This is a genomic window from Kribbella sp. NPDC055071 (genome assembly GCF_053608045.1).
On record NZ_JBSGUS010000003.1, the window covers coordinates 329,877 to 345,182 of the forward strand.

The window sequence follows — 15,306 nt, forward strand, 5'->3', positions numbered from 1 at the left end:
CTGCTGGCCGTCGCCCGAGGTGAGGGAAAACACTTCGGCTGAGCGTGTTAGTCGACAGCGTGGACGAGGGCTTTGATGACTGGGACCGCGACGGTGATGGTCGGGACCACCAGGAGCAGCACTGCGGCGGCGTAGGTGCTGGCTGCGAGGAGGGGATGGTTCGGCTCTCGGTCCGCGAGTCTTTGGACTCGGAGCACGGTGGACGACTTGGCTGCGGCCAATCCGGCCTCTGGGGCGGGTGAGCCGGCTAGAGCGACCAGAGCACGGGCCAGTGGCTTCGGGCCGTTGCGGCGGCGAGCGTCGTCGTCCGCTAGCAGCTCGACCAGGGTGCGGGCTTGCTCGAGCGCTACGTCGCTGCGGACCCAGCGTGGGAACGCTGCGTGCAGTGAGGTGAACGCTTCCAGTACCAGGTCGTGACGTGCGCGCAGGTGTGCTTGCTCGTGCGCCAGGACGGCCTTGAGCTCGTTGTCCTCGAGCCGGTCGAGGGCGCCGACGGATACGACCACGCGGGCGCCGCGGAGGGCCGGTAGGCAGTAGGCGAGCGGGGTCTTCTCGGCCAGAACGCGCAGGCCGGGGATGAGGCCATCCGGTGTGGCGAGGACGTCGACCAGGTCGCGGTGGCGTTTGCGGCGGGCCCGGGTGCCGACTGCCACTCGTCCAGCGGCCCATGCGAGTCGGACTGCCACCAGTGCGGTCAGGGCCAGGATGACCGCGGCTAGCAGGTCTCTGGGTGAGGACGGATCGAAGCGGGGCTCGCCTGGTTCACCTGCGGTGGAGTAGGAGAGTGCGATGCCGGCGCCTAGTGCAGCGAGGACGGCGGCGAGGGAGATTGCTTGCCAGAGGGCTACGGCCGCGCGGGGGATCCGGTACGGCCAGGTGGAGCGGGCAAGCAGTGCGGGCGCCGGACCGGTCAGGACCAGCGCCAGAACCGCGAGCAGGACCGGGGTGATCACCCGCGTCCATCCTTCTGCCGCCCGGAGGCATCACCGTCGTTCTCCAGTTGCCCGTCGTTCTCCAGGCGGCTGAGGGCTTCGCGGAGGAGGGCGGCCTCTTCGTCGGTCACCTGGCCGACGAAACGGACCAGGGCCTCGCGGCGGTCGCCGGCTCGGTCCAGGGCGTCGCGCATCAGGTCTGCGGCGAGCTCTTCGCGCGGTGCGGCGGCCCGGTAGCGCCAAGCTTTGCCATCTCGCTCGCGCTCGGTCAGCTTCTTCTTGGCCAGCCGGTCCAGCACCGTCATCACGGTGGTGTAGGCAAGCTCGCGGGTGCCCGCCAGCCGCTCGTGCACCTCGCGCACGGTCAGCGCGTCCGACGTCGCCCAGAGCTGCTCCATCACCAGCCGCTCCAGATCACCCAGAGGGCGCGGTTGCTGCGCTTGATGCCTTCCCCGCCCCGCCGCCCCGACCTGCTCCTCACCAGCCACGTGACCAGTATAACTACACAACGTAGTAGATCCCGGCTAGCATCTACTACGTAACGTCGTAGATGGCTCGGAGGCCTCGCTGTGGACACCCTGGATCTGTCCCGCTGGCAGTTCGCGATCACCACCGTTTACCACTTCTTCTTCGTTCCGGTGACGATCTCGCTGGTCGCGATCACCGCCGGTCTGCAGACCGCGTGGTACCGCACCGGCAAGGAGAAGTACCTGCGGCTGACCAAGTTCTACGGGAAGTTGTTCCTGATCAACATCGCGATGGGCGTGGTCACGGGCATCGTGCAGGAGTTCCAGTTCGGGATGAACTGGAGCGACTATTCGCGCTTCGTCGGCGACGTCTTCGGCGCCCCGCTGGCGCTCGAGGGACTGCTCGCGTTCTTCCTCGAGTCGACGTTCATCGGCTTGTGGATGTTCGGCTGGGAGCGGCTGCCTCGGCTGGTGCATCTGGGCTGCATCTGGATGGTGGTGCTCGGCACGCAGCTGTCGGCGTACTTCATCCTCGCGGCCAACTCCTGGATGCAGAACCCGGTCGGCTTCCGCTACAACGCCGACCGCGGTCGCGCCGAGCTGACCGACCTCTGGGCGGTCCTGACCAACAAGGTCGTCCTGGTCACCTACCCACACACGATCTTCGCCGCCTTCATGGTCGGCGGCGCGTTCGTCGCGGGCGTCGCGCTCTGGCATCTCGTCCGCCGTCCTGCCGTCGATCGCGAGGTGTTCCGGACGGCGCTTCGCCTCGGCGCGGTGATCGTGATCGCGGCAGGCGCCGGGGTTGCTCTGAGTGGGGACCAGCAGGGCAAGGTGATGACCGAGGTGCAACCGATGAAGATGGCCGCGGCCGAGGCGTTGTACGAGAGCGAGAAGCCGGCGTCGTTCTCGGTCTTCACCATCGGCACGCTGGACGGGTCGAAGGAGATCTTCTCGATCAAAGTCCCTTACCTGCTGTCGTTTCTGGCCACCGGTCATTTCGACGGCGAGGTGAAGGGGATCAACTCGCTGCAGCAGGCCTACGAGCAGCTCTACGGTCCGGGTTCGTACAAGCCGAACATCCCGCTGACGTACTGGACCTTCCGGCTGATGATCGGGGTCGGGATGGCGTCCGCGGCGATCGCGGTGTGGTTGCTGTGGGCAACCCGCCGCGGTCGGGCACCGACGCGGTGGCTGATCTGGCTGGCGGCGCCGCTGCCGCTGTTGCCGCTGGTGGCGAACTGCTTCGGCTGGATCTTCACCGAGACCGGGCGGCAGCCGTGGCTGGTGTTCGGGTTGTTGCCAACGGCATCGGGTGTCTCGCCGGGGACGACGAGCGGCGAGATCCTCACCTCGTTGGTGGGCTTCACCGTGCTCTACGGCGTACTGGCTGTGGTCGAGACCAAGCTGATGTTGAAGACCGTCCGGGGTGGGCTGGCCGGGACGGACGGGCCTTCGGCCGACGAACCCGCGGACGACTCGCCGGCCGAGAAGCCGCTGTCGTTCGCCTACTGAGGGGTTGGGGTTGATGGAACTCACAACGGTTTGGTTCCTCGCCATCGCGGGGCTGTGGACCGGGTACTTCGTGCTCGAGGGGTTCGACTTCGGGGTCGGGATGCTGCTGCGGGTGCTCGGCCGGGACGAGCCGGAGCGGCGGGCGGTCGTCACCACGATCGGGCCGGTCTGGGACGGCAACGAGGTGTGGTTGATCGTGGCCGGCGCGATGACGTTCGCGGCGTTCCCGGAGTGGTACGCAACGCTGTTCAGCGGGTTCTACCTGCCGTTGTTCGCGATTCTGGTGGCGTTGATCCTGCGCGGGGTCGCGTTGGAGTACCGCGGTAAGCGCGACGACCTGCCGTGGCGTGGGCGGATGGACACGCTGATCACGATCGGTTCCGTCGTACCGGCGGTGTTGTGGGGGATCACCTTCGCCAATCTGGTCCGGGGGGTGCCGCTGGACTCGTCGTACGACTATGTCGGCAGTCTGGGTGATCTGCTCAGTCCGTTCGCATTGCTTGGTGGGCTGACGTTTGCTGCGGTGTTTGTGACGCATGGGGCGATCTTCTTGGCGCTGCGGACTACTGAGGACCTTCGGCGGCGGGCGAACCGGTTGGCTTCGCGGGCCGGGGTGGTGGCCGCGGTGTTGGCGGTTGGGTTCTTGTGGTGGGCACAGGCGTTGCGTGGCGACATCGGCTCGATCGTGGTGGCGGTTGCGGCGGTTGTCGCGTTCGCTGGCGGTCTGGTGGCGAACGTGCTGCGACGGGAGGGGTGGGCGTTCGCCGGTACGGCGGTTGCCGTTGGGCTCGCCGTGGTGTCGTTGTTCGCCGCGCTGTTCCCGGACGTGATGCCGTCAACACTTGATCCTGGATCAACATTGACAACAGTTGACGCGGCGTCAACGCCGTACACGTTGAAGGTGTTGACGATCATCACCGCGATCTTCCTGCCGTTGGTGGTGCTGTATCAGGGGTGGACGTACTGGGTGTTCCGCAAGCGAGTCACGGTTGAGCCGGTCCCTGTGTCTTCGGGGCCAGTGCCTTCGGGGTCGGGGTCGTGAAGCCGCTGGATCCGCGGTTGGTGCGGCGGGCCCGGGGGGCTCGGGTGTTCCTGGGTGCGTCTGTGCTGATCGGTGTGGCGAGTGGGGTGCTCATCGTGGTGCAGGCGGTGCTGTTGGCGCATGGGATTGCCGGAGTGGTGTTGCGGCATGGTGCGGTGACCGGTGTGGCTTGGGGACTCTCGGCGGTGGTACTGGGGCGGGCGTTGCTGGTGTGGGCGCAGGAGGTGGTGGCGCAGCGCGCTGCGGCTGCTGTGAAGTCGACGCTGCGCCGGCAGGTGCTCGAGCACTCGCTGAAGCTCGGACCGGTATGGCTGAGTGGTGAACGGAGTAGTGCGCTCACAACGCTGCTCACCAAGGGACTTGACGACTTGGACCCGTACTTCGCTCGGTACCTGCCGCAGCTCGTGCTCGCTGCGACTGTGCCGGCTGGGGTGATCGGCTGGATGGCGACGGGTGACTTGATCGCTGCGGGGACTGTGGTTGTGACGCTTCCGTTGATCCCGGTCTTCATGGCGTTGATCGGTTGGGCGACGCAGGCGCGTAGTCGGCGTCGTCAGCGGGCACTCGGCGTACTGGCGCATCACTTCGCGGACGTGGTCTCCGGACTGCCGACGCTGAAGCTGTTTGGTCGTGCGAAGGCGCAGGAGTCCGCCGTACGACGGGTTACCGATCAGCATCGGGTTGCATCGATGGGGAGTCTGCGGCTGGCGTTCCTGTCGTCGTTCGCGTTGGAGTTGCTGGCGAGCATCTCGGTGGCGCTGGTGGCGGTCGGGGTTGGGCTCAGGCTGGTCGACGGGAAGCTCGGGCTGGAGACGGCGCTGGTGGTGTTGATCCTTGCGCCGGAGGCGTATCTCCCATTGCGTCAGGTCGGTCTGCAGTTCCACGCCAGTGCGGACGGGGTGGCGGCGAGTGAAGAGGTGTTCCGGGTGCTGGAGACTCCGCTGCCTGTTCGTGGTGATCGCACCGATGTGCCGGATCTGCGGGTCACTCCGATCTATCTGTACGACGTGACCGTTCGCTATCCGGGTCGTGATGAGGCGGCGCTGGAGGGCTTTGACCTGGAGCTGCATCCTGGTGAGGTCGTTGCGCTCACTGGGCCGAGCGGTGCCGGCAAGTCCACGGTGTTGGCGGTTTTGCTGGGCTTTGTGGAGCCTGAGCGCGGGGTGGTCGTTGCTGGTGGCAGTGCGGCCGACGAGTTCGACCCGGCGGTCTGGAGACAACAGTTCGCCTGGGTGCCACAACGGCCCGGCCTTCGCCTAGGCACCGTCGCAGACAACGTCCGCGTCGGCCGCCCCGCCGCCTCCGACGACGAAGTCCGCCTAGCCCTCATCACAGCCGGCGCCGCAGAACTAGACCTGGACAAACCAGTGGGCGAACAAGGTCAACTCCTATCAGGCGGCCAACAACGCCGAGTAGCCCTGGCCCGAGCCCTGATCACCAATGCACCGGTCCTCCTCCTGGACGAACCAACCGCCGGCCTGGACCCCCAGGCCGAAGCCACCCTCATCACCACCCTCCGAGCCACCCCCAGAACCATCCTCCTGATAGCCCACCGCCCAGCCCTGATAACCGCGGCAGACAGATCAGTCCCAGTACAAGCCCAAGCGCTGGTGAACGCATGAACCACAAACCACAGGAGCCCAACGGTCTGCAGGACCATCTCGCCCCACCCGCCGCCCCCGAGCAGCAGCCTCCGCAGCGACCTGCCGTTCGCGTGTCGGGGGAGTCCGGTGGACGGCAGGACCGTGTCACCCCAGCCATCGACGAGCGAGCTGCGCTACGACCTGCCCCTCGCGTGTCACGGGAGCTTGTGTGGCCGGAGGGGCGGGTGTGGGTTCGGCTTTTGCTTGCCCTGGGGCTGGGGATCGGGGCGGCTGGTTGTGCGGTGGCGTTGCTGGCTACGTCGGCCTGGCTGATTACCGCAGCGGCCGCTCAGCCACCAGTACTGTTGTTGATGGTGCCGATTGTGGCGGTGCGGGCCTTTGGGGTGGGGCGGGGTGCATTTCGGTATGTGGAGCGGCTGGTCGGACACGACGCGGCGTACCGGGTATTGGGGGAGACGCGGGCTCGCATCACCGGCAGGTTGGAGCGACTGGCGCCGGGCGGGTTGACGTCGCAGCGGAAGGGGGACCTCCTGGCGCGGCTGGTCCTGGATGTGGACGCGGTGCTCGACCTCTGGCTGCGAGTGGTCCTGCCGGTTGCGGTAGCCGCAGTGACGGCCGCCGCGACCGTCGGCCTGCTCGCCATCCTGCTCCCAACAGCCGGCGCCGCCGTCGCACTGGCCGTCCTGATCGCCTGCACGCTCGTACCGTGGCTAACGGCCAAGACCGCACACCATGCCGAGCAGAACATCGCAGCAGCCCGCGGAGCCGTCGCAGCAACCACGACCGAAACCCTCCTGACCGCCGCCGACATCGTCGCCTTCAACGCCGTCGACACCGTGCTCAAGGACTTCAGCGCGAACGACGCCCGACTCGCCGCAGCCGAACGACGTTCAGCCTGGAGCGCCGGTCTCGGCAGCGCCCTCCTCGTCCTCTGCATCGGCGGAGCCAGCACCGCAGCCCTCGTCCTCGGCAGTACGGCGACCATCACCGGCCCCATCTTCGCCGTACTCGTCCTGACCCCACTCGCGCTGGCCGACGTTCTCGGCGGCATCCCAGCCGCAGCCCAACTAGCTATCCGAGTTCGTGCCTCACTCACCAGAGTCCAAGAGCTCATCGACACCCAACCCCCAGTGACCGAGCCGAGCACCCCACAACCGCTCCCACCCGGCCGCGACCTCGCCATCAACCTCCTGCGAGTCGGGTACGACGACACCGACGTACTCGACGGAGTGAGCCTGAACATGCCCGCCGGCAGTCGCGTAGTCGTCACCGGCCCCAGCGGTTCAGGCAAGAGCACCCTGGCCGCAGTCCTGCTGAGATTCCTCGAACCGCGCGCCGGACAGGTACTACTGGACGGCGTCGACCTCACCACCCTCGAAGGCGATCAGGTCCGATCAGTGGTCGGCCTGCTCACCCAAGAGAGTCACGTCTTCGACACGAGCATCCGAGAGAACCTCCTGCTCGCCAAACCCGGCGCGAGCGACCTGAAGCTGTGGAAGGCGCTCTACCGAGCCCGGCTCGGGGTCTTCGTCGAGAGCCTGCCGGACGGCCTCGACACGATGGTCGGCGAGCACGGTGCGCGACTGTCCGGCGGTGAGCGCCAGCGACTCGCCTTCGCGCGCCTCCTGCTCGCTGACCGCGACGTGCTCGTCCTGGACGAGCCGACCGAGCACCTGGACGAGGAGACCGGCCGTGCCCTGCTCGCGGACCTGTTCGCCGCGGCTGACCGCCGTACGGTCGTCCTGCTCACCCACCGACCCGAGCTGGTGCCGGATCACGTACCGCGACAGCTGGTGTGCCTGACGTGACGAATACGCCCGCCGGTCCGGGCGTCTGCCAAGATGGGGAACCGTGTTGACCCCACAGCTCGTCACTCTGCTCACCGACCAGGCCCTGATCGCCATCATCGTGGTGATCGCCGTCGTCGTGGTCGCCGGTACCACCGGACTCGTCGTCACCCACCGCCGGAAGGCTGAGCTCCCGCAGGCCGCCAAACCGGCGCCGCTCGAGACAGCCCAGGAAGTAGCGGAGCCGCAGGTCGGCGACGACGCCGAAGAGCCGCGTGACACGCCGACCCGCACGCTGGAGGACGCGGAGCTGCCGGAGGCCCCGGCCGCGACGCTCGACAAGCCTGAGTCCGCGCAGGGCCGTCTGGTCCGCCTGCGCGCGCGGCTGGCGCGTTCGCAGGGGTCGCTCGGCAAGGGTCTGCTCGCGCTGCTCTCGCGCGACAAGCTCGACGAGGAGGCGTGGGAGGACATCGAGACCACGCTCATCACCGCAGACGTCGGCGTGGCGCCCACGCAGGAGCTGGTGGAGAAGCTGCGCACCCGGATGCGGGTGGAGGGTGTGGGCGGTGACCAGGCTCGGGAGATTCTCCGCGAGGAGCTGATCGCCCTGGTCAACCCGTCCATGGACCGCACGCTCAAAGTGACCCGCAAGGAGACCCAGCCCGCCGTCGTGCTCGTCGTCGGTGTCAACGGCACCGGTAAGACGACCACGGTCGGCAAGCTGGCGCGCGTACTCGTCGCCGAGGACAAGCACGTCGTACTCGGCGCGGCCGACACGTTCCGGGCCGCGGCTGCCGACCAGCTGCAGACGTGGGGTGAGCGGGTCGGTGTGCGGACCGTGCGTGGTCCCGAGGGCGGCGACCCGGCCAGCATCGCGTTCGACTCGGTCAAGCAGGGCATCGAGGAGGAGGCGGACGTCGTACTCGTCGACACCGCCGGGCGCCTGCACACCAAGACCGGTCTGATGGACGAGCTCGGCAAAGTGAAGCGGGTGATCGAGAAGTCCGCCACGGTGGACGAGGTGCTGCTCGTGATCGACGCCACCACCGGCCAGAACGGTCTGACCCAGGCGCGCGTGTTCGCCGAGGTCATCGACGTCACCGGCCTGGTGCTGACCAAGCTCGACGGTACGGCGAAGGGCGGCATCGTCATCGCGGTCCAGCGCGAGCTCGGCGTACCGGTGAAGCTGGTCGGTCTCGGTGAAGGTCCGGACGACCTGGCGCCGTTCGACGCCGAGCAGTTCGTCGACGCCCTGCTGGACTGATCCACAGAGCCGATGTAGAGAATCTGGCCACAGCCTCGTCCTCGGGTAAACGGCCCAGCGAAGGAGACGACCATGACCAAGTTCCTGTTGCTCATGAGCAATGACGGCGGCAAGACCGACACGCCGATGCTGGAGTGGGACGAGCAAGACATGAAGGCCCACCTGCAGCACCTCAGCGATGGCATCGACCGGCTGCGGCAGAGTGGTGAGTTGGTGGAGGTCAACGGGCTGACCTGGCCGAAGCACGCCAAGGTTGTGCGCGCTGCCGACGCCACGGCGCCGGTGGTGACCGACGGGCCGTTTGCCGAAGGCAAGGAGGTCCTGGCCGGCTACACGATGGTCGACGTCGAGTCGGAGGAGCGGGCACTGGAGATCGCCGCCTGGCAGTCCTGCGCGCCCGGCCCGGGCGGTGTGCCCTTGGAGCAGCCGATCGAGGTCCGCCGGGTGATGGAGTCGGATGCCGATCTCCGCGACTACTGACGGCACCGGTCCGGCGCTGGAGGACCTGCTGCGTGAGCTGACGCCGCAGGTCCTGGGCGCCGTCGTCCGGTGGTCGGGCGACTTCGCCGCCGCGGAGGACGCCGTACAGGAGGCTTTGCTTGCTGCCGCGACCACCTGGCCGAAGACTGGTACGCCGGAGCACCCGAAGGCATGGTTGATCCAGGCGGCGTCGCGGCGGCTGATCGACGAGGTGCGGCAGGAGCAGGCCCGGCGACGCCGGGAGGAGAAGGCCGCGCTGCGGGACCTGCCGCCTGAGGAGGTCGAGGAGCAGGACGATACGCTGCGGTTGCTGTTCCTGTGCTGTCATCCGGAGCTCACCCCGGCTTCCGCGATCGCACTGACGCTGCGGGCGGTCGGCGGCTTGACCACGGCGGAGATCGCGACCGCGTATCTGGTGCCTGAGGCAACGATGGCGCAGCGGATCAGCCGGGCGAAGCAGAAGCTCAAGGGAGCGGCCTTCGAGCTCGACACCAGCGACGAGCGGCTGCGCAATGTGCTGCATGTGCTCTATCTGATGTTCAACGAGGGCTACACGAGCACCAGCGGTCCGGAACTGCAGCGCAGCGATCTGTCCGGCGAGGCGATCCGTTTGACTCGCGCTGTGCACGCACTGCGGCCGGAAGACGGCCAGATGACCGGACTGCTCGCGCTGATGCTGCTGAACGATGCTCGTCGGCCAGCACGCACTGGCAGCGCCGGAGAGCTCATTCCGCTCGCAGAGCAAGACCGCAGCCGGTGGAACCGGGACTACATCACCGAAGGCGTCGCCCTCGCGGTCGAAGCATTCGGTACGCCGCCACTCGGCGAGTACCAGCTCCAAGCCGCTATCGCTGCACTGCATGACGAAGTGGATCGTGCGGAGGACACCGACTGGCCGCAGATCCTCGCGCTGTACGGCATACTCGAGGACCTGTCCGGCAACCCGATGGTGAAGCTCAACCGCGCCATCGCGGCGGCCATGGTGAACGGTCCGGACGCCGGACTGAAGCTCCTCGAGCCTCTGGACAAAGAGCTGGCCGGGCACCACCGGCTGGACGCCGTCCGTGGCCACCTGTACGAGCTGCGCGGCGACCACGAGCTTGCCGCCCACCACTTCCGCGAGGCGGCCCGACGGACCACGAGCCTGCCCGAACGCGACTACCTCACCAAGAAGGCCGCCCAGGTCCTCAGCTAGGCATACTGGGCAAATGCGGCCGGAATGTCGTCATCTGTTGCCAAGAGCAACCGAAGCAGGACCCGCGCCTTGTACGGGTCGAGGAAGCCGCCGTCGATCAGTCCGCGTTGCAACAGGTCGAATTCGGATCCCGGGGAGTTGTAGGTGGCGCGTGCGATCGAGCCGGCACCGGTCCGCGAGGTCAGCACCACCGGCATGGTCGCAGCCAGGTCGGCGAGCACAGGGACAAGCGGCACCGGCACATGACCGACGCCGAAGCCGGCCACGACCAGGCCCTGGTGTGTGTCCGCCAAACCCTGCAGCAGCAGGCCGTCGTCGTCCATCGTGACCGTGTAGAGCGCGACCCGGGTCGCCTCCAGGTCTGCGGGCTCGGCACTCCCTTGTACGCCGTCGAGCCGCAACGGTCGCGTCAGCACACTGACGCGGTCCTCGACCACGTGACCGATCGGACCGGCGTTGGGCGATACGAACGTCGACGTACTAGTGCTGTGCGTCTTACGCACCCACCGGGCCGCGTGGATCTCGTCCTTGAACACCACAAGCGCGCCGAGGTCACGAGCCGTAGGGGACGTGGCCACGCGGATGGCCGCCAGGAGGTTCGCAGGTCCGTCCGGGCCGGCGAGAGTGGGGTTGCGCATCGCACCGGTGAGAACGAACGGTTGTGAGTGCGGCCAGACCTGGTCGACCAGGAAGGCCGTCTCTTCGAGCGTGTCCGTTCCCTGCGTGACCACAACGCCAGTGGCGCCGGCTGACACGGCCTTCGACGCGGCGTCGACGACCTCCAGCATCTTTGCGGCGGTCAGGTTGGAGCTCGACACCGCCTCGACGTCCTGGATCTCGACTGTCTGGCCGAGCTGGGCCAGACCGGGGACGCCGGCAGTGAGGTCCTCGCCAGTCAGTCGGCGAGCGCCTGCCATGGCGATGGTGCCGCCCAGGGTGAACAACGCGATGCTCACAACCAGCTCCTCCTCAGTCACACAGAGACCGGCGAAGCGTAACCGCTACCGGGTGCGTGCTCTGACGTGCATGCGCTCGCCCTGGGGACCGTACATGCAGAGTGCCTCCGTCGGCCCCGGACCGGGGTTGCCGAACCAGTGCGGCACGCGGGTGTCGAACTCCGCCACTTCACCTTCCTTGAGGATGAAGTCCTCGTCGCCGAGCCGGAGCCGGATCCGCCCCGACAGCACATAGATCCAGTCGTAGCCCTCGTGCGTCTTCTGCTTGACGTCGTTGCCGGGGTAACCCTCCGGCAGGATCTGCTTGAACGCCTGCAGCCCACCCGGTCGTCGGCTCAGCGGGATGTGCACCGTGCCGTGGCGGTTGATCGGCTTCTGGTAGATCCGCGGGTCACCTGTCGGCGGTGCGTCCACCAGCTCGTCGAGCTGGACCTGGTGCGCCCGCGCCAGTGGTAGCAGCAACTCCAGCGTCGGACGTCGCTGTCCGGACTCCAGCCGCGACAGGGTGCTCACCGAGATCCCTGTCTGCTCGGACAGCTGGGCCAGGGTCGTACCGCGTTCGGACCGCAGTGAGCGCAGCCGTGGGCCGACTGCTTCGAGCACCTCATCGAGTGTGTCCACCTTGCCATTCTGGCAAAAATGTTTGTCAAAAACGACATACATCCCGAATCCTCGACTCAACAGAGAGGACTCGGACATGACGAAGTACGACGTGATCGTGATCGGCGGGGGAGCCGCCGGGCTCAGTGGGGCGCTGGCGCTGGTCCGCTCGCGCCGCTCCGTGCTGGTGATCGACGACGGTACGCCGCGCAACGCGCCCGCGGACGGTGTGCACAACTATCTGACCCGCGACGGTGTGCCCCCTGAGGAGCTGTACGCGCTCGGTCGCCAGGAAGTGATCGGGTACGGCGGTGAGTTCGTCACCGGCACCGTGACCACGGCCCGCCAAGAGGATGGATTCACGGTCGAGCTTGCGGACGGTACGACGTACCAGGGCAGGCGGCTGTTGGTGACGACCGGGCTGGTCGACGAACTGCCGGACGTGGCCGGCTTGGCCGAGCGGTGGGGAAAGGACGTGCTGCACTGCCCGTACTGCCATGGGTGGGAGGTCCGGGACCAGGCCATCGGCGTACTGGCGACCAGTTCGATGGCACTGCATCAGGTGCAGCTGTTCCGGCAGTTGAGTGACGACGTGACGCTCTTCTTGCACACTGCGCCGGATCCGACGGATGAGCAGTGGGAGGAGCTCGCAGCGCGCGGAATCTCTGTAGTACAAGGGAAAGTCGCGCAGGTCGAGGTGGAGGACGACAAGCTCACCGGAGTGCGGCTGGAAAGCGGTACGGTGATTCCGCGGCAGGCTCTTGCGGTCCAGACCACCCTGCGGGCTCGGGCCGGCTTCCTGGCCGACCTCGGCGTGGAGACGTCGGTTCTCGAGGTCAACGGGGTTCTGATCGGCACCGTCGTACCGGTCGACGGGATGGGCGCCACGAACGTGCCCGGAGTCTTCGCGGCCGGCAACCTGACCGATCCGAAGGCGCAGGTGATGCCGTCCGCGGCGGCAGGGTTGATGGCCGCCGGAGGTCTCAACATGGACCTGATCACCGAAGAGATTCGTTTGGCTGTAGCAGTGCGGAGTAGTTGAGGAGTTGAATAGGGGAGGGAGCGAGGGTGGGGGCAGGAGGCTAGGTGCGCGAAACCGTCGACCCGGACTTCGCCTCGTACGTCGATGCGCGGCAGGGTAGATGGCTCCGGACGGCGTACCTCGTGTACGGCGATCTCGAGCGAGCCGAGGAGGTACTTCTGCATGCCTTCACCCGGCTCTCGCTGCGCTGGGGAAAGCTGGACGACCCGGACATCTTCGTCCAGGGTTTGCTCTACCAGCCGGCCTTGGCGCGCTGGAGCCGAGTGAAGGCGTTCCCGGACGAGGACGACCCGGTCAAGCGCGCACTCGCCGGCCTGACGCCCGTGCAGCGCACTGTGCTCGTGCTGCTGCACCTCGAGGAGCTCACCGAGTTCGAGGTGGCCGAAATCCTCAGCCTGTCGCAGCCGGCCGTGCACGGACACGGACTGACCGCCTTCAGTAACTTTCGGACGGCGCTCGGTGCAGGGGACTGGCGTGACGCGGGTTCGGGGGAGACGCGGTGAGGCGCGAGGACGTCCAGCCGCTGCTCTACCGCGCAGCCGTCGGCCTGTCAGAGCCTGACCTGGCCGATGCAGCCTGGGCTGAAGGCTTGGCGACCCGACGGCGTACTCGCCGTAGCATCCTGATCGGCATCGCCCTCGTGGTGTTCGTGGCGGTGGTCGCGGCCATCGGGGTAGGCGTCGGCTACGGCAACAAGGCTGAGCCGACGCCGCCGCCCGTACCCACCACCCCTTCGGACGATCTCGATCCGTCCGGGCAGATCGGGGGGATCGACTACTGGATGGCTCCGCCCAGCGGTAGCGAGCGGTTCCTGGAGAAGCTCCACACCCCGTTGGGTGATCGGCTCCAGTTGCCCGACCAGGTGCAGCAGCTCGAGCAGCACCCGATCGACCTGATCGCTGCTGTGGTGCTGGGCAGGCAGGGCGACACCTTCCGCCCACTCTTGGTCGGTAACGACTCCACCTGGGCGATGGCGCCGGTCGACTTGGCCCCGATCGCCACTGGGATGCCCTTGAGCTCAGGGGCCGTCTCACCGAACGGCCGGCTCGTTGCCTTCCCACAGCCGGGTCAGTTGGTCACAGTGGACTCGGCGACGGCCGAGGTCACCCATTACGCCTTGCCCAGCAGAGATATCCGGAGCGTGTCCTGGCTCAGCGATTCGCAACGGGTCCTGGTCAGCGGACCTGGTGTGGCCTACCGCGTGCTCGTGGGTGAGGGCGGCGACGGCGAGCAGCCACTAACGCGAGTTACCGGTGCGAACGACTCCGAGGCGATCACTGCGCCGTTCCGGCTCGAGGCCGGGGCTGTGCTGCGGTACATGGACGACGGGCAGTGGAACCCGACCAACAATCTCCAGTTGCCGGTCCAGGAGTGGGTGGGTCAGACCTCCACCTCGGCTGTCACGGCGGCCCGGCTGTTCATCGCCAATGACCTGCCCCAAGTGCCGACCAAGGTCCCCGAGCAGCCACAGGTGGTGGCAGCCATCTCAACGGTCCGGACTCGCCCCAGCCGCCTGCTCGTGCTGGGACAGCCCGACACCTCTCGGGCGACTGCGCCGGCCGATCCCAACACCCTGCGGGAGGCGGGCTGCTGCGCCGTCCTCGGGTGGTACGACGACGGCACCGTCCTGGTGCAGGTCCGAGGCTGGGTCCTAGCCTGGGACCTGCCCTCAGGCAGAGTACGGCGAGTCACCGAGCTGGCCGTAGACGGAGTGGCCGTGGGACCCGGTGTCCGGCCCTAGATCCTCCATGATCGCTCGCAACGTGAGGTCGGCCAGGTGGTCCGCGTCCTCCCGCGGCGGCATCGGCTGACCGGTCAGCGCACGAATCACGAACACTCCGGCGAGCCACTCGACCATCAGCACCGGATCTGCCGTGCTGCGGACCCGTTCGCCCCGGGCGCGGGCCCGGTCGAGCGCGTCCTTGGTCAGCGCGATGCGGCGCTCCAGGACCTCGCGGTAGATCGCGGCGGACCGGGCGTCCCGGTTCGCCTCCGACACCGCCAGCCGGATGACTGCCAATCCCCTCTCACTGTGGACGAACGACAGCGCGTAGCGGTAGACCAGGCGCAGGTCACCCGCGATCGAGCCCGTGTCGGTGTCCGGTATCTCGATGGCGAACAGATCCGCCATCGCGTCGTTCGCGAGCAGTTCCTTGCTGGCCCAACGGCGGTAGATCGTCGCCTTGCCCACCCCAGCGGCTTCGGCGACGTCGTCCACCGTCATTCCGTCGAATCCACGCTCCAGCAGCAGTTGCACGGCGTACCTGCGGATCCTTGGTTCGGCATCCGGGTCGCGCGGCCTGCCACGGCGCGGCCTTACTCCCTGATTCGTCTCCATTTCTGGTGTCCCCACGTGTCGGACGGGTGCAGTGGCGCGGCTGCGGGCCCGTGCGGTCCAGGCCAGAGTGCCATACCGAGGTCC

At 67.5% G+C, this 15,306-nt stretch carries 15 protein-coding genes; 10 read left to right on the top strand and 5 right to left on the bottom strand.

The features are described 5' to 3' along the window. Positions 1 to 47: 47 nt before the first annotated feature. Together ACWF4Z_RS08235 and ACWF4Z_RS08240 are read right to left on the bottom strand one after the other, a co-directional pair. The gene (locus tag ACWF4Z_RS08235) at positions 48 to 953 is read right to left on the bottom strand and encodes a M56 family metallopeptidase (RefSeq protein ID WP_452242260.1); all 906 of its coding nucleotides are present in this window, start codon (positions 951 to 953) and stop codon (positions 48 to 50) included. Further along, the gene (locus ACWF4Z_RS08240) at positions 950 to 1,420 is read right to left on the bottom strand and encodes a BlaI/MecI/CopY family transcriptional regulator (protein WP_452242261.1); all 471 of its coding nucleotides are present in this window, start codon (positions 1,418 to 1,420) and stop codon (positions 950 to 952) included. The genes ACWF4Z_RS08235 and ACWF4Z_RS08240 overlap by 4 nt, the downstream gene beginning before the upstream one ends. Before the next feature lie 81 nt (positions 1,421 to 1,501). Between ACWF4Z_RS08240 and ACWF4Z_RS08245 the strand changes: the two genes are divergently transcribed. The 7 genes from ACWF4Z_RS08245 (at position 1,502) to ACWF4Z_RS08275 (ending at position 10,286) form a co-directional block, all read left to right on the top strand. Then, positions 1,502 to 2,914 (top strand): cytochrome ubiquinol oxidase subunit I, encoded by a 1,413-nt coding sequence (locus tag ACWF4Z_RS08245; protein WP_452242262.1) that lies wholly within the window; start codon positions 1,502 to 1,504, stop codon positions 2,912 to 2,914. 13 nt (positions 2,915 to 2,927) lie between these two features. Continuing rightward, a complete protein-coding gene (cydB, locus tag ACWF4Z_RS08250; protein ID WP_452242263.1) occupies positions 2,928 to 3,956 on the top strand; it encodes a cytochrome d ubiquinol oxidase subunit II in 1,029 nt (342 codons plus the stop codon). Further along, positions 3,953 to 5,578 carry a thiol reductant ABC exporter subunit CydD gene (gene cydD, locus ACWF4Z_RS08255; protein WP_452242264.1) on the top strand — a complete coding sequence of 542 codons (1,626 nt, stop codon included), beginning with the start codon at positions 3,953 to 3,955 and terminating at the stop codon, positions 5,576 to 5,578. Before cydB ends, cydD begins: the two co-directional genes overlap by 4 nt. A gap of 188 nt (positions 5,579 to 5,766) precedes the next feature. Then, entirely contained in the window at positions 5,767 to 7,368 is a 1,602-nt protein-coding gene (gene cydC / locus ACWF4Z_RS08260) for a thiol reductant ABC exporter subunit CydC (protein WP_452242334.1), read from the top strand. A 43-nt stretch (positions 7,369 to 7,411) separates the two neighbouring features. Continuing rightward, on the top strand, positions 7,412 to 8,611 hold the full coding sequence (gene ftsY, locus ACWF4Z_RS08265; protein ID WP_452242265.1) for a signal recognition particle-docking protein FtsY: 1,200 nt from the start codon (positions 7,412 to 7,414) through the stop codon (positions 8,609 to 8,611). Between the two features lie 72 nt (positions 8,612 to 8,683). Next, positions 8,684 to 9,091, top strand: coding sequence for a YciI family protein (locus ACWF4Z_RS08270; protein ID WP_452242266.1), 408 nt, complete (start codon positions 8,684 to 8,686; stop codon positions 9,089 to 9,091). Next, positions 9,069 to 10,286, top strand: a complete 1,218-nt coding sequence (locus ACWF4Z_RS08275; protein ID WP_452242267.1) for an RNA polymerase sigma factor — start codon at positions 9,069 to 9,071, stop codon at positions 10,284 to 10,286. The genes ACWF4Z_RS08270 and ACWF4Z_RS08275 overlap by 23 nt, the downstream gene beginning before the upstream one ends. Here ACWF4Z_RS08275 and ACWF4Z_RS08280 read toward each other — a convergent pair. Both ACWF4Z_RS08280 and ACWF4Z_RS08285 read right to left on the bottom strand, forming a co-directional pair. Beyond that, the gene (locus ACWF4Z_RS08280; protein WP_452242268.1) at positions 10,283 to 11,242 is read right to left on the bottom strand and encodes an asparaginase; all 960 of its coding nucleotides are present in this window, start codon (positions 11,240 to 11,242) and stop codon (positions 10,283 to 10,285) included. The genes ACWF4Z_RS08275 and ACWF4Z_RS08280 overlap by 4 nt on opposite strands. Positions 11,243 to 11,287: 45 nt before the next feature. Further along, a complete protein-coding gene (locus ACWF4Z_RS08285; protein ID WP_452242269.1) occupies positions 11,288 to 11,863 on the bottom strand; it encodes a helix-turn-helix domain-containing protein in 576 nt (191 codons plus the stop codon). 76 nt (positions 11,864 to 11,939) lie between these two features. Between ACWF4Z_RS08285 and ACWF4Z_RS08290 the strand changes: the two genes are divergently transcribed. From ACWF4Z_RS08290 to ACWF4Z_RS08300, 3 genes are read left to right on the top strand one after another with little or no spacing between them, the layout of a single operon-like run. Then, complete coding sequence (locus ACWF4Z_RS08290; RefSeq protein WP_452242270.1) at positions 11,940 to 12,884, top strand: NAD(P)/FAD-dependent oxidoreductase; 945 nt, start codon at positions 11,940 to 11,942, stop codon at positions 12,882 to 12,884. A 44-nt stretch (positions 12,885 to 12,928) separates the two neighbouring features. Beyond that, the gene (locus ACWF4Z_RS08295) at positions 12,929 to 13,387 is read left to right on the top strand and encodes a sigma factor-like helix-turn-helix DNA-binding protein (RefSeq protein WP_452242271.1); all 459 of its coding nucleotides are present in this window, start codon (positions 12,929 to 12,931) and stop codon (positions 13,385 to 13,387) included. After that, on the top strand, positions 13,384 to 14,625 hold the full coding sequence (locus tag ACWF4Z_RS08300) for a hypothetical protein (protein WP_452242272.1): 1,242 nt from the start codon (positions 13,384 to 13,386) through the stop codon (positions 14,623 to 14,625). Before ACWF4Z_RS08295 ends, ACWF4Z_RS08300 begins: the two co-directional genes overlap by 4 nt. Here the strand turns inward: ACWF4Z_RS08300 and ACWF4Z_RS08305 are convergent. Then, positions 14,554 to 15,222 carry a TetR/AcrR family transcriptional regulator gene (locus tag ACWF4Z_RS08305; RefSeq protein WP_452242273.1) on the bottom strand — a complete coding sequence of 223 codons (669 nt, stop codon included), beginning with the start codon at positions 15,220 to 15,222 and terminating at the stop codon, positions 14,554 to 14,556. The genes ACWF4Z_RS08300 and ACWF4Z_RS08305 overlap by 72 nt on opposite strands. Positions 15,223 to 15,306 lie beyond the last annotated feature (84 nt).

What these genes read in the sequence shown, in the direction of transcription:
- ACWF4Z_RS08290 (WP_452242270.1), top strand. Translation starts at nt 11,940, where the DNA reads ATGACGAAGTACGACGTGATCGTGATCGGCGGGGGAGCCGCCGGGCTC.
- ACWF4Z_RS08305 (WP_452242273.1), bottom strand. Translation starts at nt 15,222, where the DNA reads ATGGAGACGAATCAGGGAGTAAGGCCGCGCCGTGGCAGGCCGCGCGAC.
- cydB (WP_452242263.1), top strand. Translation starts at nt 2,928, where the DNA reads ATGGAACTCACAACGGTTTGGTTCCTCGCCATCGCGGGGCTGTGGACC.
- ACWF4Z_RS08270 (WP_452242266.1), top strand. Translation starts at nt 8,684, where the DNA reads ATGACCAAGTTCCTGTTGCTCATGAGCAATGACGGCGGCAAGACCGAC.
- ACWF4Z_RS08275 (WP_452242267.1), top strand. Translation starts at nt 9,069, where the DNA reads ATGCCGATCTCCGCGACTACTGACGGCACCGGTCCGGCGCTGGAGGAC.